Source organism: Klebsiella variicola, assembly GCF_000828055.2.
Lineage (GTDB): Bacteria > Pseudomonadota > Gammaproteobacteria > Enterobacterales > Enterobacteriaceae > Klebsiella > Klebsiella variicola.
In genome coordinates this window covers 4,560,874-4,584,572 of the sequence record NZ_CP010523.2, presented here as the reverse complement: position 1 = coordinate 4,584,572, position 23,699 = coordinate 4,560,874, and the positions used below count along the sequence as shown (strand labels likewise).

General features: G+C 56.9%; 22 protein-coding genes. 12 read left to right on the top strand and 10 right to left on the bottom strand.

Going from position 1 to position 23,699, the window contains the following annotated elements; genetic code table 11:
• The first annotated feature begins 1 nt into the window (after nucleotide 1).
• The 9 genes from murC to mutT all read left to right on the top strand — a co-directional run bounded on the left by murC (nucleotide 2) and on the right by mutT (nucleotide 10,752).
• Complete coding sequence (murC, locus tag SP68_RS21485) at nucleotides 2-1,477, top strand: UDP-N-acetylmuramate--L-alanine ligase (RefSeq protein ID WP_008807431.1); 1,476 nt, start codon at nucleotides 2-4, stop codon at nucleotides 1,475-1,477.
• A complete protein-coding gene (locus SP68_RS21480) occupies nucleotides 1,470-2,390 on the top strand; it encodes a D-alanine--D-alanine ligase (protein WP_008807430.1) in 921 nt (306 codons plus the stop codon). Before murC ends, SP68_RS21480 begins: the two co-directional genes overlap by 8 nt.
• A 1-nt stretch (nucleotide 2,391) precedes the next feature.
• Complete coding sequence (ftsQ, locus tag SP68_RS21475; RefSeq protein WP_008807429.1) at nucleotides 2,392-3,222, top strand: cell division protein FtsQ; 831 nt, start codon at nucleotides 2,392-2,394, stop codon at nucleotides 3,220-3,222.
• Nucleotides 3,219-4,481, top strand: a complete 1,263-nt coding sequence (gene ftsA / locus SP68_RS21470; RefSeq protein WP_004204343.1) for a cell division protein FtsA — start codon at nucleotides 3,219-3,221, stop codon at nucleotides 4,479-4,481. Before ftsQ ends, ftsA begins: the two co-directional genes overlap by 4 nt.
• A 62-nt stretch (nucleotides 4,482-4,543) precedes the next feature.
• Nucleotides 4,544-5,695: a cell division protein FtsZ gene (gene ftsZ / locus SP68_RS21465; protein WP_002888628.1), complete on the top strand. Its 1,152-nt coding sequence runs from the start codon at nucleotides 4,544-4,546 to the stop codon at nucleotides 5,693-5,695.
• A 100-nt stretch (nucleotides 5,696-5,795) separates the two neighbouring features.
• On the top strand, nucleotides 5,796-6,713 hold the full coding sequence (gene lpxC / locus SP68_RS21460; RefSeq protein ID WP_002888632.1) for a UDP-3-O-acyl-N-acetylglucosamine deacetylase: 918 nt from the start codon (nucleotides 5,796-5,798) through the stop codon (nucleotides 6,711-6,713).
• 323 nt (nucleotides 6,714-7,036) lie between these two features.
• Entirely contained in the window at nucleotides 7,037-7,534 is a 498-nt protein-coding gene (gene secM / locus SP68_RS21455) for a secA translation cis-regulator SecM (RefSeq protein ID WP_049245540.1), read from the top strand.
• Nucleotides 7,535-7,596: 62 nt separating this feature from the next.
• The gene (gene secA / locus SP68_RS21450) at nucleotides 7,597-10,302 is read left to right on the top strand and encodes a preprotein translocase subunit SecA (RefSeq protein ID WP_008807427.1); all 2,706 of its coding nucleotides are present in this window, start codon (nucleotides 7,597-7,599) and stop codon (nucleotides 10,300-10,302) included.
• Between the two features lie 57 nt (nucleotides 10,303-10,359).
• Nucleotides 10,360-10,752, top strand: a complete 393-nt coding sequence (gene mutT, locus SP68_RS21445; RefSeq protein WP_012542850.1) for an 8-oxo-dGTP diphosphatase MutT — start codon at nucleotides 10,360-10,362, stop codon at nucleotides 10,750-10,752.
• 52 nt (nucleotides 10,753-10,804) lie between these two features.
• Here the strand turns inward: mutT and yacG are convergent, their stop codons facing one another.
• Genes yacG through coaE form a run of 3 tightly spaced genes read right to left on the bottom strand, consistent with a single transcriptional unit; the run spans nucleotide 10,805 to nucleotide 12,372 of the window.
• Entirely contained in the window at nucleotides 10,805-10,999 is a 195-nt protein-coding gene (gene yacG, locus SP68_RS21440) for a DNA gyrase inhibitor YacG (RefSeq protein ID WP_008807425.1), read from the bottom strand.
• Between the two features lie 9 nt (nucleotides 11,000-11,008).
• Complete coding sequence (gene zapD / locus SP68_RS21435) at nucleotides 11,009-11,752, bottom strand: cell division protein ZapD (RefSeq protein WP_008807424.1); 744 nt, start codon at nucleotides 11,750-11,752, stop codon at nucleotides 11,009-11,011.
• Entirely contained in the window at nucleotides 11,752-12,372 is a 621-nt protein-coding gene (gene coaE / locus SP68_RS21430) for a dephospho-CoA kinase (RefSeq protein ID WP_016160296.1), read from the bottom strand. Before coaE ends, zapD begins: the two co-directional genes overlap by 1 nt.
• A gap of 343 nt (nucleotides 12,373-12,715) precedes the next feature.
• Here coaE and SP68_RS21425 point away from each other — a divergent pair, with 343 nt between their 5' ends.
• Entirely contained in the window at nucleotides 12,716-13,759 is a 1,044-nt protein-coding gene (locus SP68_RS21425) for a GMP reductase (protein ID WP_023297067.1), read from the top strand.
• A 36-nt stretch (nucleotides 13,760-13,795) separates the two neighbouring features.
• Here SP68_RS21425 and hofC read toward each other — a convergent pair whose 3' ends face one another.
• The 4 genes from hofC to nadC form a co-directional block, all read right to left on the bottom strand.
• Nucleotides 13,796-15,001 (bottom strand): protein transport protein HofC, encoded by a 1,206-nt coding sequence (gene hofC / locus SP68_RS21420; RefSeq protein WP_040972939.1) that lies wholly within the window; start codon nucleotides 14,999-15,001, stop codon nucleotides 13,796-13,798.
• A complete protein-coding gene (gspE, locus tag SP68_RS21415; RefSeq protein WP_012968933.1) occupies nucleotides 14,991-16,376 on the bottom strand; it encodes a type II secretion system protein GspE in 1,386 nt (461 codons plus the stop codon). The genes hofC and gspE overlap by 11 nt, the downstream gene beginning before the upstream one ends.
• A gap of 10 nt (nucleotides 16,377-16,386) precedes the next feature.
• A complete protein-coding gene (gene ppdD, locus SP68_RS21410) occupies nucleotides 16,387-16,818 on the bottom strand; it encodes a prepilin peptidase-dependent pilin (RefSeq protein WP_008807418.1) in 432 nt (143 codons plus the stop codon).
• Nucleotides 16,819-16,999: 181 nt separating this feature from the next.
• The gene (gene nadC, locus SP68_RS21405; RefSeq protein ID WP_002888684.1) at nucleotides 17,000-17,893 is read right to left on the bottom strand and encodes a carboxylating nicotinate-nucleotide diphosphorylase; all 894 of its coding nucleotides are present in this window, start codon (nucleotides 17,891-17,893) and stop codon (nucleotides 17,000-17,002) included.
• Between the two features lie 133 nt (nucleotides 17,894-18,026).
• Here nadC and ampD point away from each other — a divergent pair, with 133 nt between their 5' ends.
• Together ampD and ampE are read left to right on the top strand one after the other, a co-directional pair.
• Nucleotides 18,027-18,590: a 1,6-anhydro-N-acetylmuramyl-L-alanine amidase AmpD gene (gene ampD / locus SP68_RS21400; protein WP_012968932.1), complete on the top strand. Its 564-nt coding sequence runs from the start codon at nucleotides 18,027-18,029 to the stop codon at nucleotides 18,588-18,590.
• On the top strand, nucleotides 18,587-19,441 hold the full coding sequence (gene ampE / locus SP68_RS21395) for a beta-lactamase regulator AmpE (protein WP_012542846.1): 855 nt from the start codon (nucleotides 18,587-18,589) through the stop codon (nucleotides 19,439-19,441). Before ampD ends, ampE begins: the two co-directional genes overlap by 4 nt.
• Nucleotides 19,442-19,561: 120 nt before the next feature.
• Here the strand turns inward: ampE and SP68_RS21390 are convergent, their stop codons facing one another.
• The 3 genes from SP68_RS21390 to aroP all read right to left on the bottom strand — a co-directional run bounded on the left by SP68_RS21390 (nucleotide 19,562) and on the right by aroP (nucleotide 23,473).
• Nucleotides 19,562-20,512: a glycoside hydrolase family 43 protein gene (locus tag SP68_RS21390; RefSeq protein WP_012968931.1), complete on the bottom strand. Its 951-nt coding sequence runs from the start codon at nucleotides 20,510-20,512 to the stop codon at nucleotides 19,562-19,564.
• Nucleotides 20,512-21,918 carry a glycoside-pentoside-hexuronide (GPH):cation symporter gene (locus SP68_RS21385; protein WP_008807414.1) on the bottom strand — a complete coding sequence of 469 codons (1,407 nt, stop codon included), beginning with the start codon at nucleotides 21,916-21,918 and terminating at the stop codon, nucleotides 20,512-20,514. Before SP68_RS21385 ends, SP68_RS21390 begins: the two co-directional genes overlap by 1 nt.
• Nucleotides 21,919-22,102: 184 nt before the next feature.
• Nucleotides 22,103-23,473, bottom strand: a complete 1,371-nt coding sequence (aroP, locus tag SP68_RS21380; RefSeq protein ID WP_008807413.1) for an aromatic amino acid transporter AroP — start codon at nucleotides 23,471-23,473, stop codon at nucleotides 22,103-22,105.
• Between the last annotated feature and the right edge of the window lie 226 nt (nucleotides 23,474-23,699).

The window sequence follows — 23,699 nt, the reverse complement described above, 5'->3', positions numbered from 1 at the left end:
AATGAATACACAAGATTTGGCAAAACTGCGTTCCATAGTGCCCGAGATGCGTCGCGTCCGGCACATTCACTTTGTCGGCATCGGCGGTGCCGGTATGGGCGGTATTGCCGAAGTGTTGGCTAATGAAGGTTACCAGATCAGCGGCTCCGACCTGGCGCCGAATCCGGTGACCCAGCAGCTGTCGCAGCTTGGCGCCACTATTTATTTCAACCATCGCCCGGAAAACGTGCGCGATGCCAGCGTTGTGGTCGTTTCCAGCGCGATTTCCGCAGATAACCCGGAAATCGTTGCCGCACACGAAGCGCGCATTCCGGTGATCCGCCGTGCGGAAATGCTGGCGGAGCTGATGCGCTTCCGCCACGGGATTGCGATTGCCGGAACTCACGGCAAAACCACTACCACCGCGATGGTGTCCAGTATTTACGCCGAAGCCGGGCTCGACCCGACCTTCGTCAACGGCGGGCTGGTGAAAGCAGCGGGCGTGCATGCCCGTCTCGGCCATAGCCGTTATCTGATTGCGGAAGCGGATGAGAGCGATGCGTCGTTCCTGCATCTGCAGCCGATGGTCGCGATTGTGACCAACATCGAAGCCGACCATATGGATACCTACCATGGCGACTTCGAAAATCTGAAGCAGACCTTTATTAACTTCCTGCACAACCTGCCGTTCTACGGACGCGCGGTGATGTGCGTGGACGATCCGGTGATCCGTGAACTGCTGCCGCGCGTCGGCCGGCAGATCACCACCTACGGTTTTAGCGACGACGCCGACGTTCGCGTCGAGGACTACCGTCAGCTTGGGGCTCAAGGCCATTTTCGCCTGGTGCGTCAGGATAAAGAGATCCTGCAGGTCACGCTCAATGCCCCGGGACGCCATAACGCATTGAACGCGGCGGCGGCGGTGGCCGTGGCGACGGAAGAGGGGATTGACGACCAGGCGATCCTGCGCGCGCTGGAAAGTTTCCAGGGAACCGGACGCCGCTTTGATTTTCTTGGCGAGTTTCCGCTGGCGGAAGTCAACGGCAAGCCGGGCAGCGCGATGCTGATCGATGACTACGGCCACCACCCGACGGAAGTGGACGCCACCATCAAAGCCGCGCGCGCTGGCTGGCCGGATAAAAATCTGGTGATGCTGTTCCAGCCGCACCGTTATACCCGTACCCGCGATCTGTATGACGATTTCGCCAACGTGCTGACCCAGGTCGATGCGCTGCTGATGCTGGATGTCTATCCGGCGGGCGAAGCGCCGATCCCGGGCGCCGATAGCCGCTCACTGTGCCGTACGATCCGCGGTCGCGGTAAAGTTGACCCAATCCTGGTCTCTGACCCGGCTCAGGCCGCGGAGATGCTGGCGTCGGTGCTGACCGGTAACGATTTAGTGCTGGTGCAGGGCGCGGGCAATATCGGAAAAATTGCCCGTCACCTGGCTGAAATCAAACTGGCTCCGCAAAAAACGGAGGAAGAGCGCCATGGCTGATAAAATCGCGGTGCTTTTCGGTGGAACCTCCGCTGAACGTGAAGTGTCGCTGAATTCAGGCGCCGCGGTGCTGGCCGGGCTGCGTGAAGGCGGGGTGGATGCCCATCCGGTCGACCCGCGCGACATCGATATTACCCAGTTAAAAAATCTGGGCTTTAAGAAAGCGTTTATTGCCCTCCATGGCCGCGGCGGGGAAGATGGCACATTGCAGGGGCTGCTGGATCTGATCCAGTTGCCTTATACCGGCAGCGGGGTGATGGCCTCTGCGCTGTCGATGGATAAACTGCGCAGCAAATGGCTGTGGCAGGGGGCGGGATTGCCGGTCGCGCCGTGGGTCGCGCTGACCCGCGCCCAGTTTACTGCAGGACTTTCTGCTGCCGTTGAACAACAGATTGCGGCGCTGGGCCTGCCGGTCATCATCAAGCCGAGCCGTGAAGGCTCCAGCGTCGGGATGTCGAAAGTCAGCGAAAGCTGTGATTTACCGAGTGCATTGGCGCTGGCTTTTCAGCATGATGATGAAGTTTTGGTCGAAAAATGGCTTAGTGGGCCGGAATTTACCGTCGCCATCGTCGGTGAAGAAATTTTACCGTCAATACGTATCCAGGCCGCGGGAACCTTCTATGATTATGAGGCGAAGTATCTGTCTGATGAGACGCAATATTTCTGCCCTGGATTTGAAGATCCCGCGCGTGAGTCAGACATCCAGAGCCTGGTGCTTAAAGCCTGGAATGTTCTGGGTTGTAAAGGCTGGGGCCGTATTGACGTGATGCTGGACAGCGATGGCCAGTTTTATCTGCTGGAAGCAAATACTTCCCCGGGCATGACCAGCCATAGCCTTGTACCGATGGCGGCGCGTCAGGCAGGAATGAGCTTCTCCCAGCTTGTTGTACGAATTCTGGACCTGGCGGGGTGATATGTCGCAGGCTGCGCTGAATACGCGGAACCATGAAGAGGACGTTTCTTCTTCGCGTCGGAGTAATGGAACGCGGCTGGCAGGGATCGTTTTCCTGCTGGCGGTGCTGTTTACCGTGCTGGTCAGCGGGTGGATGGTTCTTGGCTGGATGGAAGATGCGCAGCGCTTGCCGCTGTCGAAGATGGTGGTGACCGGCGAGCGTCACTATACGCGCAATGATGACATCCGCCAGGCGATTCTGGCGTTGGGTTCACCGGGTACTTTCATGACTCAGGATGTGAACATTATTCAGAGTCAAATTGAACGCTTGCCGTGGATTAAGCAGGCGAGCGTCCGTAAGCAGTGGCCCGATGAATTGAAGATTCATCTGGTTGAATATGTGCCGATTGCGCGCTGGAATGATCAACATATGGTGGATGCAGAAGGAAATGCCTTCAGCGTACCGGCGGATCGCACCAGCAAACAGAATTTACCGATGTTATACGGCCCGGAAGGCAGTGAGAACGAAGTGCTGCAAGGGTATCGTGACATGGGGCAGGTGCTGGCAAAGGATAAATTCACGTTGAAAGTGGCGGCGATGACCGCCCGTCGCTCCTGGCAGTTGACGCTTAATAATGACATTAAGCTCAACCTTGGCCGTGGCGATACCATGAAACGGCTTCAGCGCTTTATGGAACTCTACCCGGTTCTCCAGCAGCAGGCGCAGACCGACGGCAAACGGATTAGCTACGTTGATTTGCGTTATGACTCGGGTGCGGCAGTGGGCTGGGTACCTGCTCCCGTAGAGGAAACTAATCAACAACAGAATCAGGCACAGGCAGAACAACAATGATCAAGGCGACGGACAGAAAACTGGTAGTTGGACTGGAGATTGGCACCGCTAAGGTGGCCGCTTTAGTAGGGGAAGTTCTGCCCGACGGCATGATTAATATCATCGGCGTGGGCAGTTGCCCATCACGTGGTATGGATAAAGGCGGTGTGAACGACCTCGAGTCGGTGGTGAAATGCGTACAGCGCGCCATCGACCAGGCCGAACTGATGGCGGATTGCCAGATTTCATCAGTTTATTTGGCACTTTCGGGTAAACATATAAGCTGTCAGAATGAAATCGGGATGGTACCGATTTCGGAAGAAGAAGTGACGCTGGATGACGTTGAGAACGTGGTCCACACCGCGAAGTCGGTTCGCGTCCGCGATGAACATCGCGTCCTGCACGTGATTCCGCAGGAATATGCCATCGACTACCAGGAAGGGATTAAAAACCCGGTAGGGCTGTCCGGCGTGCGTATGCAGGCGAAGGTGCATCTGATTACCTGCCATAACGATATGGCGAAAAACATTGTTAAAGCGGTGGAACGTTGCGGTCTGAAAGTTGACCAACTTATTTTCGCCGGGTTAGCGGCCAGTTATTCGGTATTAACAGAAGATGAACGTGAGCTGGGCGTCTGCGTCGTGGACATCGGCGGTGGTACAATGGATATCGCCGTCTACACCGGCGGCGCATTGCGTCACACCAAAGTGATCCCGTACGCCGGGAACGTGGTGACCAGCGATATCGCCTATGCCTTTGGTACGCCGCCGAGCGATGCCGAAGCGATTAAGGTTCGTCACGGTTGCGCATTAGGTTCCATCGTCGGTAAAGACGAAAACGTCGAAGTCCCGAGCGTAGGCGGACGTCCGCCGCGCAGCCTGCAGCGTCAGACGCTGGCAGAGGTGATCGAACCGCGCTATACCGAGCTGCTTAATCTGGTCAACGAAGAGATCCTGCAGCTGCAGGAACAGCTTCGCCAGCAGGGTGTCAAACATCATCTGGCGGCAGGGATTGTGTTAACCGGCGGCGCGGCGCAAATTGAAGGCCTGGCGGCCTGCGCGCAGCGGGTATTCCATACCCAGGTGCGTATTGGCGCGCCGCTGAACATTACTGGTTTAACGGATTACGCCCAGGAGCCGTATTATTCGACGGCGGTTGGGCTGCTGCACTACGGCAAAGAGTCACATTTGAGTGGTGAAGCGGAAGTCGAAAAACGCGTGACGGCGTCAGTGGGCTCGTGGATTAAACGACTCAACAGCTGGCTGCGAAAAGAGTTTTAATTTTTTAAGAGAACGCAGACAATTAGCGTTCTCAGGCGACAGGCACAAGACGGAGAGAAACTATGTTTGAACCTATGGAACTGACCAACGACGCGGTGATTAAAGTCATCGGCGTCGGTGGCGGCGGCGGTAACGCCGTTGAACACATGGTGCGCGAGCGCATTGAGGGTGTTGAATTCTTCGCGGTGAACACCGATGCGCAGGCGCTGCGTAAAACGGCTGTTGGCCAGACTATCCAGATCGGTAGCGGTATTACCAAAGGTCTGGGTGCGGGCGCGAACCCGGAAGTCGGCCGCAATGCGGCGGACGAAGACCGCGAAGCGCTGCGTGCGGCCCTTGATGGCGCAGACATGGTGTTCATCGCGGCAGGTATGGGCGGCGGTACCGGTACCGGTGCGGCGCCAGTGGTTGCGGAAGTGGCGAAGGATCTGGGTATCCTCACCGTTGCGGTGGTCACGAAGCCGTTTAATTTCGAAGGCAAGAAGCGCATGGCGTTTGCTGAGCAGGGGATCACCGAGCTGTCCAAGCACGTTGACTCACTGATCACCATCCCGAACGACAAGCTGCTGAAAGTACTCGGCCGTGGTATTTCTCTGCTCGACGCGTTCGGCGCGGCAAACGATGTACTGAAAGGCGCGGTGCAGGGTATCGCCGAACTGATTACGCGTCCGGGCCTGATGAACGTCGACTTCGCGGACGTCCGTACCGTGATGTCAGAAATGGGCTACGCGATGATGGGCTCCGGCGTGGCGAGTGGTGAAGACCGTGCGGAAGAAGCGGCTGAAATGGCTATCTCTTCTCCGCTGCTGGAAGATATCGACCTGTCCGGCGCGCGCGGCGTACTGGTTAACATTACTGCGGGCTTCGACCTGCGTCTGGATGAGTTCGAAACCGTGGGTAACACCATCCGTGCCTTTGCGTCGGATAACGCGACCGTGGTTATCGGTACTTCTCTGGACCCGGATATGAACGACGAGCTGCGCGTGACCGTGGTGGCGACTGGTATCGGCATGGACAAGCGTCCGGAAATTACCCTGGTGACCAACAAACAGGTTCAGCAGCCGGTGATGGATCGCTACCAGCAGCACGGTATGTCGCCGCTGACGCAAGAGCAGAAGCCGGCAGCAAAAGTGGTGAACGACAATACGCCGCAAACCGCGAAAGAGCCGGATTATCTGGATATCCCAGCCTTCCTGCGTAAGCAAGCCGATTAAGAATCGACTGGAAGTTGGGCATCTGCGCTCTTTGTGCTAAACTGGCCTCCCGATAGTGGTGTACACTTCGGTTGGATAGGTAAATTGGCGAGATTATACGATGATCAAACAAAGGACTCTTAAACGTATCGTTCAGGCGACTGGTGTCGGTTTGCATACCGGCAAGAAAGTCACACTGACGTTACGCCCTGCGCCGGCAAATACCGGGGTCATCTATCGTCGCACCGACTTGAATCCACCGGTAGATTTTCCGGCTGATGCCAAATCTGTGCGTGATACCATGCTCTGTACTTGCCTGGTTAATGAGCATGACGTGCGGATTTCTACGGTTGAACACCTGAACGCCGCATTGGCTGGCCTGGGTATCGACAACATTATTGTTGAAGTCGACGCACCGGAAATCCCGATTATGGACGGCAGTGCGGCTCCGTTCGTTTATCTGTTGCTGGACGCCGGCATCGATGAACTGAATTGCGCCAAGAAATTTGTTCGTATCAAAGAGACGGTTCGCGTCGAAGATGGCGACAAATGGGCTGAATTCAAACCGTACAATGGTTTTTCGCTGGATTTCACCATCGATTTTAACCATCCGGCGATTGATGCCAGCACCCAGCGCTATACGCTGAACTTCTCGGCCGATGCGTTCATGCGTCAGATTAGCCGTGCGCGTACCTTCGGTTTTATGCGCGATATCGAATATCTGCAGTCCCGCGGCCTGTGCCTGGGCGGCAGCTTCGATTGTGCCATCGTTGTTGACGATTATCGCGTACTGAACGAAGACGGTCTGCGCTTTGAAGACGAATTTGTTCGCCACAAAATGCTGGATGCGATCGGTGACCTGTTTATGTGTGGTCACAACATTATCGGCGCATTCACGGCGTACAAATCGGGTCACGCGTTGAATAACAAACTGCTGCAGGCGGTCCTGGCAAAACAGGAAGCCTGGGAGTATGTGACCTTCGAAGACGACGCAAAACTGCCTATGGCGTTCCGCGCACCGTCGATGGTTCTGGCGTAAGCCTGACCATTCAGTAAATTCGACTGGTAACCTGGTACTCTCTCCGACCAGGGAACCAGTCGTTTTTCTTTTATAACCCCTTCCAGTTATTTTTCGCAGTGATTGTCGGGCAATAATTAGCGCGCGTTCGCTGTTTTATTAAGCGTTTTCCCCGGGCAATCGCCTTCATTCATGCTGCCTCAGCGCGGTAATAATGTTAGTATTTGAGCGCAAAATTATTTCTCCGGGTTGCTTTACCCCGTGGATGTCAGGGTGTCCTGCAAAAAACGCTAATTAAGAGGCGGCCTGAACGACGACGGGTATACCAACGAAAGGTAATGAAAGTGAGTGGATTGCTGACGCGCTGGCGACAGTTTGGCAGACGGTATTTTTGGCCGCATCTCCTGTTGGGGATGGTCGCGGCCAGCTTCGGCCTGCCCGCGCTTAGCAACAGCCACGAAACTGCGACGCCGGCGAAGGCAACGTCCAGCAACCATAATCCGAGCAAAGTTAACTTCTCTCAGCTGGCGCTGCTGGAGAGTAATCGTCGGCCGAACTTTACCGTCGACTACTGGCATCAGCACGCCATTCGCACCGTTATTCGTCATCTCTCCTTCGCGATGGCGCCACAGGCATTGCCGGTGGCGGAAGAAACTTCCCCGCTGCAGGCCCAACATCTGGCGCTGCTTGATACGCTCAGCGCGCTGCTGACCCAGGACAGCACGCCGCCGGTGGTGATCCGCCAGGTGGCTTACATCTCTTCCTCATATTCTGCCTTCCGCGTGAGCGCCTGGATTAGCCAGGTGGCGGGGATCCGCGCAGGACCTCAACGTCTCAGCTGAAAATAACCACGGACCATCCTATTTTTTGTGACTCCGCACCGCGGGGCGTTTGAGATTTTATTATGCTTATTAAAATGTTAACTAAGGTTTTCGGCAGCCGTAACGACCGTACGCTGCGTCGTATGCGCAAAGTTGTCAATATCATCAACGGTATGGAACCGGCGATGGAAAAACTCTCTGATGACGAGCTGAAAGCGAAAACTGCTGAATTCCGCGCGCGCCTGGAAAAAGGCGAAGTGCTGGAAAACCTGATCCCGGAAGCCTTTGCCGTCGTTCGCGAAGCCAGTAAGCGTGTGTTCGGCATGCGCCACTTCGACGTCCAGCTGCTGGGCGGTATGGTGCTTAACGATCGCTGCATCGCCGAGATGCGTACTGGTGAAGGTAAAACGCTGACCGCGACCCTGCCGGCGTACCTCAACGCGCTGACCGGTAAAGGCGTCCACGTGGTGACCGTCAACGACTATCTGGCGCAGCGTGACGCCGAAAACAACCGTCCGCTGTTCGAATTCCTTGGTATGAGCGTGGGCATCAATATGTCCGGTCTGCCGGCGCCGGCGAAGCGTGAAGCCTACGCTGCCGATATTACCTACGGCACCAACAACGAATACGGCTTCGACTATCTGCGCGACAACATGGCCTTCAGCCCGGAAGAGCGCGTTCAACGTAAACTGCACTATGCGCTGGTGGATGAGGTGGACTCCATCCTGATCGACGAAGCGCGTACCCCGCTGATCATTTCCGGTCCGGCGGAAGACAGCTCTGAAATGTACCGTAAGGTAAACAAAATCATCCCGCACCTGATCCGTCAGGAAAAAGAGGATTCGGATACCTTTACCGGTGAAGGCCACTTCTCTGTTGATGAGAAAGCCCGCCAGGTTAACCTGACCGAACGCGGTCTGGTGCTCATCGAAGAGCTGCTGGTGCAGGAAGGCATTATGGAAGAAGGTGAGTCGCTGTACTCCCCGACCAACATCATGCTGATGCACCACGTGACCGCCGCGCTGCGCGCCCATGCGTTGTTCACCCGCGACGTTGACTACATCGTTAAAGATGGCGAAGTTATCATCGTCGATGAGCACACTGGCCGTACGATGCAAGGCCGCCGTTGGTCCGATGGTCTGCACCAGGCGGTAGAAGCCAAAGAAGGCGTGGAGATCCAGAACGAGAACCAGACGCTGGCCTCTATCACCTTCCAGAACTACTTCCGCCTGTACGAGAAACTGGCGGGGATGACCGGTACAGCGGATACCGAAGCCTTCGAATTCAGCTCTATCTATAAGCTGGATACCGTTGTCGTGCCGACCAACCGTCCGATGATCCGTAAGGACATGGCGGATCTGGTCTATATGACCGAAGCGGAAAAAATTCAGGCGATTATCGAAGATATTAAAACCCGCACCGCTGCCGGCCAGCCGGTGCTGGTGGGGACTATCTCGATCGAAAAATCCGAAGTAGTTTCGCGCGAGCTGACCAAAGCCGGCATCAAGCACAACGTACTGAACGCCAAGTTCCACGCCAGCGAAGCGGATATCGTCGCCCAGGCGGGTTATCCGGCAGCGGTGACCATTGCCACCAACATGGCGGGTCGTGGTACCGATATTATGCTCGGCGGTAGCTGGCAGGCGGAAGTCGCCGCGCTGGAAAATCCGACGCCGGAACAGATTGAAAAAATCAAAGCGGACTGGCAGGTGCGCCATGATGCGGTTCTGGCCGCAGGCGGTCTACACATTATCGGTACTGAGCGTCATGAATCACGCCGTATCGATAACCAGCTGCGTGGCCGTGCGGGTCGTCAGGGTGATGCCGGTTCGTCTCGCTTCTACCTGTCGATGGAAGATGCTCTGATGCGTATCTTCGCCTCCGATCGTGTGTCCGGCATGATGCGCAAACTGGGGATGAAGCCGGGTGAAGCCATCGAGCACCCGTGGGTAACTAAGGCTATCGCCAACGCTCAGCGTAAAGTGGAAAGCCGTAACTTCGATATTCGTAAGCAGCTGCTGGAATATGATGATGTGGCTAACGACCAGCGCCGCGCGATCTACACTCAGCGTAACGAACTGCTGGACGTGTCTGATGTCAGCGAAACCATCAACAGCATCCGCGAAGACGTCTTTAAAGCGACTATCGATGCGCATATTCCGCCGCAGTCGCTGGAAGAGATGTGGGATATTGAAGGCCTGCAGGAGCGTCTGAAAAACGACTTCGACCTCGAGCTGCCGATCAAAGAGTGGCTGGATAAAGAGCCGGAGCTGCATGAAGAGACCCTGCGTGAACGTATTCTGCAGAGCGCGGTAGAAACTTACCAGCGTAAAGAAGAAGTGGTCGGTGCCGAGATGATGCGTCACTTTGAGAAAGGTGTGATGCTGCAGACCCTGGACTCCCTGTGGAAAGAGCACCTGGCAGCGATGGACTATCTGCGTCAGGGTATCCATCTGCGTGGCTATGCGCAGAAAGATCCGAAGCAGGAGTACAAGCGCGAATCGTTCTCTATGTTTGCTGCGATGCTGGAGTCACTGAAGTATGAAGTGATTAGCACCCTGAGCAAAGTCCAGGTGCGTATGCCGGAAGAAGTCGAAGCGATGGAGCAACAGCGTCGTGAAGAAGCCGAGCGCCTGGCGCAGATGCAGCAGCTCAGCCATCAGAGCGATGATGAGGCCGCTGCCGAGGATCTGGCGGCACAAACCGGCGAGCGTAAAGTGGGGCGTAACGATCCCTGTCCGTGCGGTTCCGGTAAAAAATATAAACAGTGCCACGGCCGTCTGAGCTAAGGCCTGATAAAAAAACAAAGGCGCAGAGTTCTGCGCCTTTTTTATGGAGCTGATTCAATGAAAAAACTGCAAATCGCCGTCGGGATAATTCGCAATCCGCAAGGCGAAATCTTTATTACCCAGCGCGCCGCTGATGCCCATATGGCGAATAAGCTGGAGTTCCCGGGCGGGAAGATTGAATCTGATGAGACGCCGGAGCAGGCGCTAATTCGCGAGCTGCAGGAAGAGGTTGGAATTACGGTAAGGTCTGCAACGCTATTTGATAAGCTGGAGTATCAGTTCCCTGACCGCCATATAACGCTGTGGTTTTTCCTTGTGGAAAATTGGCAAGGCGAGCCATGGGGTAAAGAAGGGCAACCGGGACGGTGGATGGCGGGTCAGACACTGGATCCAGAGGCGTTCCCCCCGGCGAATGAACCGGTTATCAACAAACTTATCGGCCTGTGCTGAGCCTCAGGCTACAACGCTAACCCGATAATTATCGGGTTAGCGTGCCGGTAAATCAGGGCTGCTGCTCGCTCCAGTCATCGCTGTCGGAGAGATCGCCCGCACTGGGGATGCGTTTCTCTTCTGCGGCCCATTCTCCCAGATCGATCAGCTGACAGCGCTTGCTGCAGAATGGACGAAAGGGACTCTGCTCACCCCACACCACGTTTTTGCCGCAGGTCGGGCAGTTGACGATGGTCTCTTCAGACATGTTATCTCCTTAGCAGCAGGCCAGTTCAAAATCAAAGCGCTCCGGCACGATCCCATACTCACTGTCCAGCGGCAGGAAACGGATAGCGAAACGGCTCTTATGGCCGGAGATCTGCGGATACAGCTGGTGAGCCAGATCGAGACGCAGACGTAGCAGATCGGCATCTTCGCCATTATCCTGGTAAAAGCCGTTGAGGCTGGTCTGTTTGCGAAACAGCGCAGAGTTACGGATCAGGTCGAGGATCAGGTTCAGGGACTGGATCAGCGGATCGAGGCTGGCGAGCCAGCTGGCCACCTGCTCGTCCCGATGCGCCTGTGGCATATGGAGCCAGATATGCAGGGTCGGTAAATCGAAGCTGCAGCAGCCGCCTGGAATACTCAGGCGCTGACGCACCAGCGCAATCAGGCGATCTTCACGCAGAAACTGGCCAATACGCGGCGCGGCCATCAGGGTGCTGGAGGATTGCTTCAGCTGCTGGCGCAGTTCGTTAATGCGCTCCTGATCGACGCCCGGTACTTCAGCCCAGGACTGGAGCTTGCGCTGCTGGCGCTCCAGTTCTTTAACCAGGTCGGTACGCACCTCGCCACGCTCCAGCACATCCAACAGATCGCCGGCGTTACGGAAAAAATGGAGCGCATCGGCATGAGTGGCAATCATCGGATGGAAAGCCATTTGCTGGATCAGAAATTCGATGCGCAGCCAGGTACGCATTTTCTCATTAAGAGGATGTTCAAACAGAACGGGGGTATGCATTACGAGTTTTCCTGTGAGGCGGCCTGCGATGCCAGCATTAAATACTTTTCGTGCAGGCGGGCAACATCCGATGCCACTGCATCCGGCGTGCCAGTGTTTTCAATAACATCGTCCGCGGCGGCCAGGCGCTGCTCGCGCGTGGCCTGAGCGGCAAGAATATGTTCAGCATGTTCGCGGCTGACCTTGTCACGCAGCATGGTGCGTTCGATCTGCGTTTCTTTTGGCACATCGACGACCAGTACGCGATCGGCCTGACCGGACAGGCGGTTTTCGACCAGCAAAGGTACGACCCAGAGGAGATAAGGGGAGGTAGCAGCCTGCATCTGGCGGCGCGTTTCCTGCTGGATCAGCGGATGCAACAGCGCGTTAAGCCAGGCTTTATCCTCCACGTGAGCAAAAATTTTTTCCCGCAGCAGGCGGCGGTTCAGCGTGCCGTCGGGGGCAATCATCTGCGACCCAAAGTGGCCGGCGATGGCCTGGAGCGCTGGGGTGCCAGGTTCGACCACCTGGCGGGCGATAACATCGGCATCAACAACGTTAACCCCGAGCTGCGCGAAGGCGTCGGCGACCGTGCTTTTACCGCTGCCGATCCCACCTGTTAACGCGACTGTGTACCCCATATCTTCTGACCCTGAAACGGATTGCTCGTATTTTTTGCATTCAGACAGCGATGACTGGCCGCACGTCGGAGAGGTGATAGTGATCATGTCGTGATAGTCACGTGCCAACCGGGATCGCCGCCCGCTATTCTGTTTCTTTTAATCAAGCAAATCAAATGGTTAAAAATAATACGCTGGCGAGGAAAGGCATAAGCGCTTTTTTCTCCATTCACCAGGTAAATTTATACGATTGTAGCGTAAAAAAAGTGAAAATCGCAGTCTTGCGCAGGCCTGATTCGTGCGTATGATAACGTCACTGGAGTTGTGCTCTCACAATAATGCAATTAACCCCAGGAATTCGCACATGCGTATTGAAGAAGATCTGAAGCTTGGTTTCAAAGACGTTCTTATCCGCCCGAAACGCTCTACTCTCAAAAGCCGTTCTGATGTTGAGCTGGAACGTGAATTCACTTTCAAACATTCAGGCCAGACCTGGTCCGGTGTGCCAATTATTGCGGCCAACATGGATACCGTCGGCACCTTCAGTATGGCGCAAGCGCTGGCCACTTTTGGTATTCTGACCGCGGTACACAAGCACTACACCGTTGAGGAATGGCAGGCGTTTGTACAGGGCGCGTCCGCAGACGTCCTCAAGCATGTGATGGTTTCCACCGGCACTTCCGATGCGGATTTCGAAAAGACGCAACAGATCCTCTCTCAGAATCCGCAACTGAACTTTGTGTGCATCGACGTGGCTAACGGCTACTCTGAGCACTTCGTGCAGTTTGTGGCGAAAGCCCGTGAAGCCTGGCCGCAGAAAACCATTATCGCTGGAAACGTGGTCACTGGTGAAATGTGCGAAGAGCTGATCCTCTCCGGCGCCGATATTGTGAAAGTCGGGATTGGCCCGGGTTCCGTCTGCACTACCCGCGTCAAAACGGGCGTCGGCTATCCGCAGCTCTCCGCCGTGATCGAGTGCGCTGATGCGGCGCACGGCCTGGGCGGCCAGATCATCAGCGACGGGGGATGCACCATGCCGGGTGATGTGGCGAAAGCTTTCGGCGGCGGCGCCGATTTCGTGATGCTCGGCGGCATGCTGGCGGGCCATGAAGAGAGCGGCGGAACCATCGTTGAAGAGAACGGGGAAAAATTCATGCTGTTCTATGGCATGAGCTCCGAGTCAGCGATGACGCGCCATGTGGGCGGTGTCGCGAAATACCGCGCGGCGGAAGGTAAAACCGTTAAGCTACCGCTGCGTGGCCCGGTGGATAATACTGCTCGCGATATCCTTGGCGGCCTGCGTTCAGCCTGCACCTATGTTGGCGCGTCGCGTCTGAAAGAGCTGACCAAACGGACGACCTTTATCCGCGTTCAGGAACAAGAGAACCGGATATTCAATAGCCTGTAAGCGGCTTCGCTGGCGCCTGTGCTGCGCCAGCGTTTCTCACCCTCCCGCCCCGCCAATGGCATCGCCCAGATGAAAAACGGGCAAATACATCGCCACCACCAGAATGCCGACCAGTGAACCGGTTATCACCAGCATGATGGGTTCGAGATGCGCAGCCAGACTGTCGGCTCGCTGATGCGTTTGCTCTCGATGATGGTGCGCCAGATTTTCCAGCATTTGATCCAGCGCCCCCACGCTTTCACCCGTACGGATGAGCTGCAGGCACAGCGGAGTAAAACCGCCGCACCGGCTTAACGCCTGCCAAATCGGTTCCCCCTGGGCTATCAGCGTACGGGCTTGCGCCAGGCGCTGGCGCCAGAGTGGGCACGACAGAGTTGCTTCAACACTTTGCAAACCCTGCAGAAAGCTAATACCGGCGCTTTGGGTTAACGCCAGGATGGTAAAGATCAGGCTCAGCTGTTGGCCGCCGATCAGGGGGCCGATGAGAGGGAGCGCGTTCAGCAATCGCTGGCGACGCAGCAACCAGTCGCTACGCCGCCGGACCAGCTGGTTGAGCAGCAGCGGGCTCAGGAAAAGGGCCAGCAGTAGCGGCCAGCCGCGACTTAGCATGTCGCCTGCCGCAACGACCATCCGCGTCAACAGCGGCAGCGGCGTACTGAACGTCTGGTAGATAGCGGTGAACTCGGGCAGGACAAAATAGAGCATCCCCAGCACCACCAGCAGCGCCAGGGCGAGTACGATCAGCGGGTAACGCAGCGCTTTTTTGACCTTGCCGGCGAGCCGCTGCTGCTCCTGCTGTTGGTTGGCCAGCTGCTGGCAGCAAATATCGAGCTTGCCTGTCAGTTCGCCGGTGCTAATCATCGCCAGATAAAGCGGCGGAAAGGCTTGCGGCCACTGCGCCAGCGCGGTAGTGAAAGCTACACCCTGAGCCAGTTCGCGGCCCAGGGACTCAAGCAGCGCTTGCCATTGCGGGTGTGGTTGCTGCTGCGCCAGCAGAGATAAACCGTCCGCCAGCGGCAGGCCGGCCTGCAGCAGGGTGGCGAGCTGACGGATCGTTTCGCTACTGTAGCGTGAGTGCCAGAGATTCAGCTTCACTGCACAGCGGCGCACGGCCAGCGGCATGACGCGCTGCTGCTGAAGGTCGTGCAGCACCTCCAGACGACTGGCTTGCCATAGCATCCCCTGGCAAGGGGCGCCGTGCGCATCGATACCGCGCCAGCGCCAGAGACGCTTAGTCGCCATGGGGGATCCCCAGCACCCGCACCACCTCTTCAAGGCTGGTCAGCCCCTGTTCGATAGCCTGACAACCGCTTTCAAAAAGCGTCATCATCCCCGCGGCTCGCGCCAGAGATTCAATCTCAATGGCATTCAACCCCTGGACTATTCCCTGGCGTAACCCGGGGGTGACAGGCATGACCTCAAACAGCGCCAGCCTGCCGTGATAACCGTGATAACAGTGATCGCAGCCAGCCGCCTGCCAGCGCGGCAGCGGGCGTGGCCACAGGCTGTGCGGCAGGTCGGCGGCGCTACCGACATTGCGCCGACAGTGGGGGCACAGCTTGCGGACCAGGCGCTGGGCGATAACCAGCGAGAGCGCTGAAGATATCATCCAGCGGGCGATGCCCATCTGCTGCAGGCGGGTGAGGGTTTCGCTGGTGGAGTTGGTGTGCAGGGTGGAAAGCACCAGATGGCCGGTCTGGGCGGCTTTCAGGGCTATTTCAGCGGTCTCGGCGTCACGAATCTCGCCTACCATGACAATATCCGGATCCTGGCGTAACAGGGCGCGGAGTACGCTGTGAAAGGTGAGCCCGGAACGCGGATTAATTTGCGTCTGATTCATCCCGGCGATGGGGATCTCCAGCGGATCCTCGACGCTACAGATGTTCACTTGCTCCCGGTTTCTGGCCTGCAGGGCGCTGTAGAGGGTCACCGTTTTACCGCTTCCGGTCGGGCCGGTGACCAGCAGTAGACCCTGCGGCTGATTAAGCGCCTGGCGAAAAGCCGCCAGCTGGGAAGAGGAGAGTCCGAGGGCCTCCAGATCCAGGGCCTGGTCAACCTGATGCAGAAGACGCAGGACAATTTTTTCGCCATAGCGGCAGGGTAGAGTGGCGATGCGAAAGGAGAGCGGTCGTCCGCCGAGGTTCAGCGCGAACTGACCATCCTGTGGTAAACGATGCTCGGCGATATCGAGACTGGCCATGACCTTGAGTCGCGCGATAATCGGTGCCGCCAGCTCGGGGGCCAGCAACGGCAGGGCATGGAGGACGCCATCGACCCGCAGGCGGATGCGTAAATGCGTTTCCGTGGGTTCGATATGAATATCGGACGCCCGCTGACGCAGAGCCTGTTCGAGGATCTGGTTGACCCGTTCGGCGATATTTTCCGGCCCCGCGTTTTGCGCCAGTTGCGCCTGCTTTTCCTGGGCCTGCAGACGCTTGTCCATCTGTTCCTGGCTCCAGCATTCAATATCGATTCGCTTTTGCGTCGCGAAGCGCAGCGCCTCCATCAGCTCCGCCGGTGGGGTATCGACCACCGCAATGGCTATTGTCTGCTCGTCGCTATGCAGCAACATGGCGTGATAGCGGCGACAGAGAGGGATCAGCTGTTCTGTTTTCATGTGTTTGCCCTTACTTCACCCGGAAGACGTCTTCGCAGGCCTGCTGAAGGGCGCTGTTGCCGGTGATAGTGCAGACGCGCTGCCAGCCAGTGACGCCCTCGGCGTTATCCCAGGTCGGCGTCAGAGTGACGCCCAGTCCGTTCAGGCTTTCCTGGCCGGTGAGGGTGACGACCCCTTTGGCCACGCTCATAGCGGAGAGGTAGCGTGTGGTTGTCGGCGAGGGAATGCCGTTGCTGCCGCCGTCACATACCGTCAGGCCGCCATGATCGAGCGCGCAAAGTTCGATGGCCGTCCGGTAAGGGACAAAGGTCTGCAGCAGGTCGGTGAGGGCGGCTTTACGCAGGTAGTTCTGGTAGGCCGGGATGCCAATGGCACTGAGAATAGCGATGATCCCAATGACCACCATCAGTTCAATCAGGGTGAAACCACGTTGTTTATCCATAAGTCGCTCCTTGTTGTGACAGGAGCACTGTGACGGGATTTGGGATACCAGGCGAGGAGGCGAAAACAATCCGGGAAACCAGATTCCAGGGTTTTTACTTTGCTTACATGGTGGGCATGAACGGCTGCGAGTCGGCTCGCAAAATCAGGCCCTCACGCCCGGCAGCGTGAAGGCCAATTACTTAGCGAAAACGCATCGACAGGTCGAGCGCCTGCACATGTTTGGTCAGGGCGCCGACGGAGATATAGTCGACGCCGGTGTCGGCAAATTCGCGGATGGTGTCGAAGGTGACGTTACCGGAGACCTCCAGCGCCGCCTGGCCTGCGGTGATTTTCACCGCCTCGCGCATCAGGTCGGTGGTGAAGTTATCGAGCATAATGATGTCCGCCCCGGCTTTTAACGCCTGCTCCAGCTCATCCAGGGTTTCCACTTCCACTTCCACCGGCACATCAGGATGTAGCCAGAACGCCTTTTCCACCGCCTGACGGATCGAGCCGGAGGCGATGATATGGTTTTCTTTAATCAGGAAAGCGTCGAACAGGCCCAGGCGGTGGTTGGCTCCGCCGCCGCAGAGTACCGCGTATTTCAGCGCGGTACGCAGCCCTGGCAGCGTTTTACGGGTATCCAGAAGTTGGGTTTTGGTGCCGGCCAGCAGGTCGACGTAGCGACGGACGACGCTGGCGACGCCGGAGAGAGTTTGCACAAAGTTCAGCGCCGTGCGTTCGCCGGTGAGCAGAATACGCGACGGGCCTTCCAGCTCGAACAGCGGCTGGTCGGCTTTGACCGCATCGCCGTCGGCCACGTGCCAGGTGATATTCACGTCGTCACCGGCGAGCTGAATAAAGACCTCTTCCACCCAGCGTTTGCCACAGAAGACGCCATCTTCGCGGGTAATGACCACCGCATGGGAGCGTGCATCCTGCGGCAATAATTGCGCGCTAATATCGTTGTTGGCGTCGACTTCGCCGCCCAAATCTTCCCGCAGGGAGTGTGCGACAGCATCGGTAATATCGAGGTTAATACGTTCCAGCAGCACGTCACGGCGGCGGTCGGGGTTGTAACGACGAGGCGACATGATAAAGCTCCAGATAGATAAGATTCAGAAGTGGGAAACATGCTAACCTGAACGACGTTTCAGTACCATACACACTTCATCCTTTGGGCCGGCGTGTGGCCCGGAAGCATGAGTTCGCGAAAGGAGATCCCGCATGCAGTTGAACGAGGGATGGCTGGTCGGCGCGCGTCGGGTTCCCTCGCCGCACCATGACTGCCGTCCGGATGAAGAAGCCCCTTCCTTACTGGTGGTGCATAACATTAGCCTGCCACCGGGTGAATTTGGTGGTCCGTGGATTGATGCGCTGTTCACTGGCACCCTGGATCCGCATGCGCATCCTTTCTTTGCCGAGATTGCTCATCTGCGCGTTTCGGCACATTGTCTGATTCGCCGTGATGGCGAAATCGTGCAGTATGTGCCTTTCGATAAGCGTGCGTGGCATGCGGGGATCTCCTGCTATCAGGGGCGAGAACGCTGCAATGACTTTTCCATTGGCATTGAGCTGGAAGGCACGGATACCCTGGCGTATACCGATGCGCAGTACCAGCAGCTGGCGGCGGTGACGGAACTACTGATCACGATTTACCCGGCTATCGCCGAAAACATCGCGGGCCACAGCGATATCGCGCCCGTGCGGAAAACCGATCCAGGACCGGCCTTTGACTGGATAAAATTCCGGGCGCTACTCAGTGCGCCGTCAGATAAGGAGACATCATGACGCTGTTTACGACGCTGCTGGTGCTTATCGCCGAACGGCTGTTTAAGCTGGGCGAACACTGGCAGCTTGATCATCGGCTGGAGGTGGTGTTCCGCCGGATAAAACATTTTTCGCTGCTGGGCACGCTGCTGATGACGGTGGTGGCTGTCGCGGTGGTGTATCTCATTCAGCGCCTGCTGCAGGGGCAGCTATTTAACGTACCTCTGCTGGTGTTCTGGATCTTGCTGGGCCTGTTGTGCATCGGGGCAGGCAAGGTTCGGCTGCATTATCATGCCTATCTGAAAGCGGCGTCGCGCAATGACAGTCGCGCCTGCGATGCCATGGCCAGCGAGCTGACGCTGATCCACGGCGTACCGCCGGGCTGCGATGAGCGTGAATATCTGAGTGAGCTGCAAAATGCGCTGCTGTGGATTAACTATCGATATTACCTGGCGCCGCTTTTCTGGTTTGTGGTGGGGGGCGCGTGGGGGCCGCTGACGCTTATCGCTTATAGCGTCCTGCGTGCCTGGCAGACGTGGCTGGCGCGCTACCAGACGCCGCATCATCGTTTGCAGTCTGGAATCGATGGTCTCTTGCATATCGTGGACTGGCTGCCGGTGCGTCTGGTGGGGGTTGTCTATGCTCTGGTGGGGCATGGAGAGAAAGCGCTCCCGGCGTGGTTTGCATCGTTAGGCGACCGCCATTCATCGCAGTATCAGGTATTGACCCGCCTGGCGCAGTATTCCCTGGCTCGTGAACCGCACGTGGATAAAGTGGCGACCCCGAAGGCCGCGGTGTCGATGGCCAAGAAAACCTCGCTGGTGGTGGTGGTGATCATGGCGCTGCTGACGATTTACGGCACCCTGGTTTAACGGCCTGAGCCCGCGCTCAGCCTGCCACGATACATGCACCTGCGGGACTCTTGTTGCCGGGTGGCGGCTTCGCCTGACCCGGCCTGCAGAACCCGCGTCAGCGGGCTTCATTCCGAACCGCTACAGCGTATCCGCCGGCGGGATGCCGAAGTCGGGCATCCCGTCCTCCCTCCAGCTGACGAGTTTTAACCGCGTATGGCGATTGGGGTCATACAGTGGATCGCCTTCTATCTCGGTGTAATTCCGCGCGTGATACACCAGCACATCTTCCCCTGCCGGCGTTTGGGTAAAACTATTATGGCCCGGGCCATACTGGCGGTTTTCATAGCTGGTACGAAAGACCGGCTGCGGGGCTTTATGCCAGTTCGTCGGCTGCAGCGGATCGGCCTGCCGGTCGATCCATAACAACCCCATGCAGTAGTTTTCATCGGTGGCGCTGGCGGAATAGCTGATGAACAGCTTATCGCCATGCACCAGCACCGCAGGACCTTCGTTGACCTTAAATCCCCGGCACTCCCAGTCGAACTCCGGCTTGCTCAGCATGACCGGCTCGCCTTTTAGCGTCCACGGGTTGGCCATTTCAGCAAGATATAAGTTTGAGTTGCCTTCGATATGCGGGGATTTTTGCGCCCACAGATACCAGCGTTTGCCCTGATGGATAAAAGTAGTGGCATCGAGGGCGAAGGTATCGAAAGGCGTGACCACCTGGCCTTTTTCCTGCCAGCGACCGGTCAGCGGATCGTTGTCGGCGCACTCGAGAACGAACATGCGATGCTGGAACATCCCCAGCGCATCCAGATCGTGAGTATGGGTGGCGGCAAAATAGATATACCACTTACCGTCTATTTCATGCAGCTCCGGCGCCCAAATCAGCTGGCTCATCGGCCCGCTTTGCGGCGCGCGCCAGACCACTACCGGCTCAGCATCGCGCAATCCTTCAAGGGTGGCCGCGCGCCGGATCTCCAGCCGGTCATATTCCGGTACCGAGGCAATAAAGTAGTAGTGATTAAGGTGGCGCAGAATAAAGGGGTCTGCGCGCTGTTCAATAAAGGGGTTTGGCCAGTTGTTCATCAGGCTTTCCTTACGTGTTCACTGGTTTTCAGTTCCTGGTATTCGTTCAGCTCGCTGTAGTTGCTGCGGCGCTTCTCTAAATCGCTTTGAATCTGGCGCATCAGGGTGCGGTCAACCTTCAGCAGGCGCACCACGCCGGCGGTGATCAGATAGCCGACGCCGGGGATGACCGAGAATAGGAGCACGATGCCGTTGAGGGCGGAGGCGCTTTGCGCTTTCGCGCCGGCGTCGTAGCCGTACCATGACAGCAGGAAACCTACCATTGCTCCGGCGACCGCCAGGCCGACCTTGAGGAAGAACAGATTGCCGGAGAAGCTAATGCCGGTGATGCGCTTACCGGTTTTCCACTCGCCATAGTCGTCAACGTCGGACATCAGCGACCAGTGCAGCGGAGAGGGGATCTGATGCAGGATGTTGAGCAGGAAGTAGAGCACCATAATCAGCGTGGTGGCGTGCGGATTAAAGAAGTAGAAGGCGCAGGAGAAAATCGCCAGCACGATGTTGGTCCAGAAGAAAACCTGCAGTTTGCACCAGCGGTCGGTGAGGACTTTCGCCAGCATGCTGCCAATCATCATCCCGACCACGCCGAGGCTGATAAACAGGGTGGCAAAATGGGTGCTTTGTCCCATCACCCAGGTGACGTAATACATGGTGGCGGCCATGCGAATAAAGCCCGGGCAGACGTTGCACAGCGTGAGCAGCAGGATGCGCACCCACTGGTCATTTTTCCACACGTCTTTGAGGTCTTTTTTCAGTTCATCATTCGTCTGCACCGCCGGGTGTATGCGTTCACGCACGGTAGCGAAGCAGAACAGGAACATACACATGCCGATAAAGGCCAGCACGGTCATCGCCATCTGGTAGCCCTTCGCTTTATCGGCGCCGCCGAACCAGTCGGCCATTGGCAGCAGCGTCAATGACAGCAGCAGCGTGGCGATACCCACCATCACAAAACGATAGGACTGGCAGGCAACGCGTTCTTTCGGATCAGCGGTCATCACCGTTCCCAGCGAGCAGTAGGGGATGTTAATCGCGGTATAGGTCACCGACAGCAGAAAGTAGGTCACGAACGCATAGATAACTTTGCTGTTATAGGTCCACTCAGGAGTAGTGAACATCAGCACGCTGAACAGGGCGTAGGGGAAGGCAATCCACAGTAGCCATGGACGAAAGCGGCCATATTTACTGCGGGTACGGTCGGCAAGGGCGCCCATAATCGGATCGGTCACCGCATCGATGACGCGCACCGACAACAGCAGTACGCCGACCAGCGCCGGCGCCAGGCCGAAGATATCGGTATAAAAATAGTTAACAAACAGCATGATGGCGCCAAATATGATATTGCATCCGGCATCACCCATCCCGTAACCAATCTTTTCCTTTATTGATAGTCTATTGTCTGCCATGTGCGGTCTCTCCGTTGCAGTATGGAGAGAATTATTGGCTGCTATCGAGGGAAATACGTTGCAGGAACTCGTTAACGATATGGATATATCAGCTATGGAGGGGAAAGTGTGAAGCAGATAACAATGCTCTGCGCCCGTTATTCAGGGAGGGGCGCAGAGCAAAGAGAAATATTTATGAGATGTATTATTGTGCTTTTATGGTGGCGGCGGCTTTCTGTTTAAACAGATAGCCCACGCCCAGCACCGCAATCCATACCGGGATCAGCCAAACGGAAATCGCCATCCCCGGGGTCATCAGCATAATCACCAGCACTGCCGCCATAAACAGCAGGCACACCCAGTTACCCAGCGGGTAGAAGAGGGCAGGGAAGCGAGTGGTGACCCCCTGCTGCTGTTTGGCGCGACGGAATTTCATATGCGCCAGGCTGATCATCGCCCAGTTGATAACCAGGGCCGAGACCACCAGCGCCATCAACAGGCCGAAGGCGGATTCCGGCGCCAGGTAGTTTATCAGTACGCACAGCGCGGTCACCAGGGCCGAGACGAGGATGGTATTCACCGGCACGCCGCGTTTGTCGACGCTGAGCAGCGCTTTCGGCGCGTTACCCTGCTGGGCAAGGCCGAACAGCATACGGCTGTTGCAGTAGACGCAGCTGTTATAAACCGACAGAGCCGCCGTCAGCACCACGACGTTAAGGGCATTTGCCACCAGCGTATCGCCAAGCTCATGGAAAATCAGGACGAATGGGCTGGTGTCCGCGGTCACGCGGGTCCACGGCAGCAGGGAGAGCAGCACCGCCAGCGAGCCAACATAGAAGATCAGGATACGGTAGATAACCTGGTTGGTGGCTTTCGGAATGCTTTGCTCCGGATTATCCGCTTCCGCCGCGGTGATCCCCACCAGCTCCAGACCGCCGAAGGAGAACATGATGATCGCCATCATCATTACCAGTCCGGTAAAGCCGTGCGGCAGGAAGCCACCCTGATCCCACAGGTTACGTACCGTCGCCTGCGGGCCGCCGTTGCCGCTGAACAGCAGCCAGCCGCCGAACAGAATCATCGCCACCACGGCGACCACTTTGATAATCGCGAACCAGAACTCCATTTCCCCGAACACTTTCACGTTGGTCAGGTTAATGGCGTTGATAGCGATGAAGAAGACCGCCGCCGAGGCCCAGGTCGGGATTTCCGGCCACCAGAACTGGATATATTTGCCGACGGCGGTGAGTTCCGCCATGGCCACCAGGACATACAGCACCCAGTAGTTCCAGCCGGAAGCGAAGCCGGCAAAGCCGCCCCAGTATTTATATGCGAAGTGGCTAAACGAACCTGCTACCGGCTCTTCCACCACCATCTCACCCAACTGACGCATGATCAGAAAGGCGATAAAGCCGGCGATAGCGTAACCAAGAATGATACCCGGGCCGGCGGACTGAATGACGGACGCGCTTCCCAGAAACAGGCCGGTGCCGATAGCCCCGCCCAGCGCGATAAGCTGAATGTGGCGGTTTTTCAGGCCGCGCTTCAGCCGATCGCCGTGCTGTTGACCTTCCATATGAAACCTCGTGTGTGGTTATTTTTTGTGTACGTCATCCGTCAGGTTGCTGCTGCTCTGCTGTCCCTGCCAGAAAGCATAGCCAGCGAAAATTTGGGCGAAGTGGCCCACTTTTTACCTGAGTGATGGCGCGCACATATTGTTGTGTTTGTGTATTTAGCGACTTCCGTTTCTGTATTGTTTTGTTTACGGAAGGCGGTGTGGTAATTCAAAAAAAGGCCTTTCG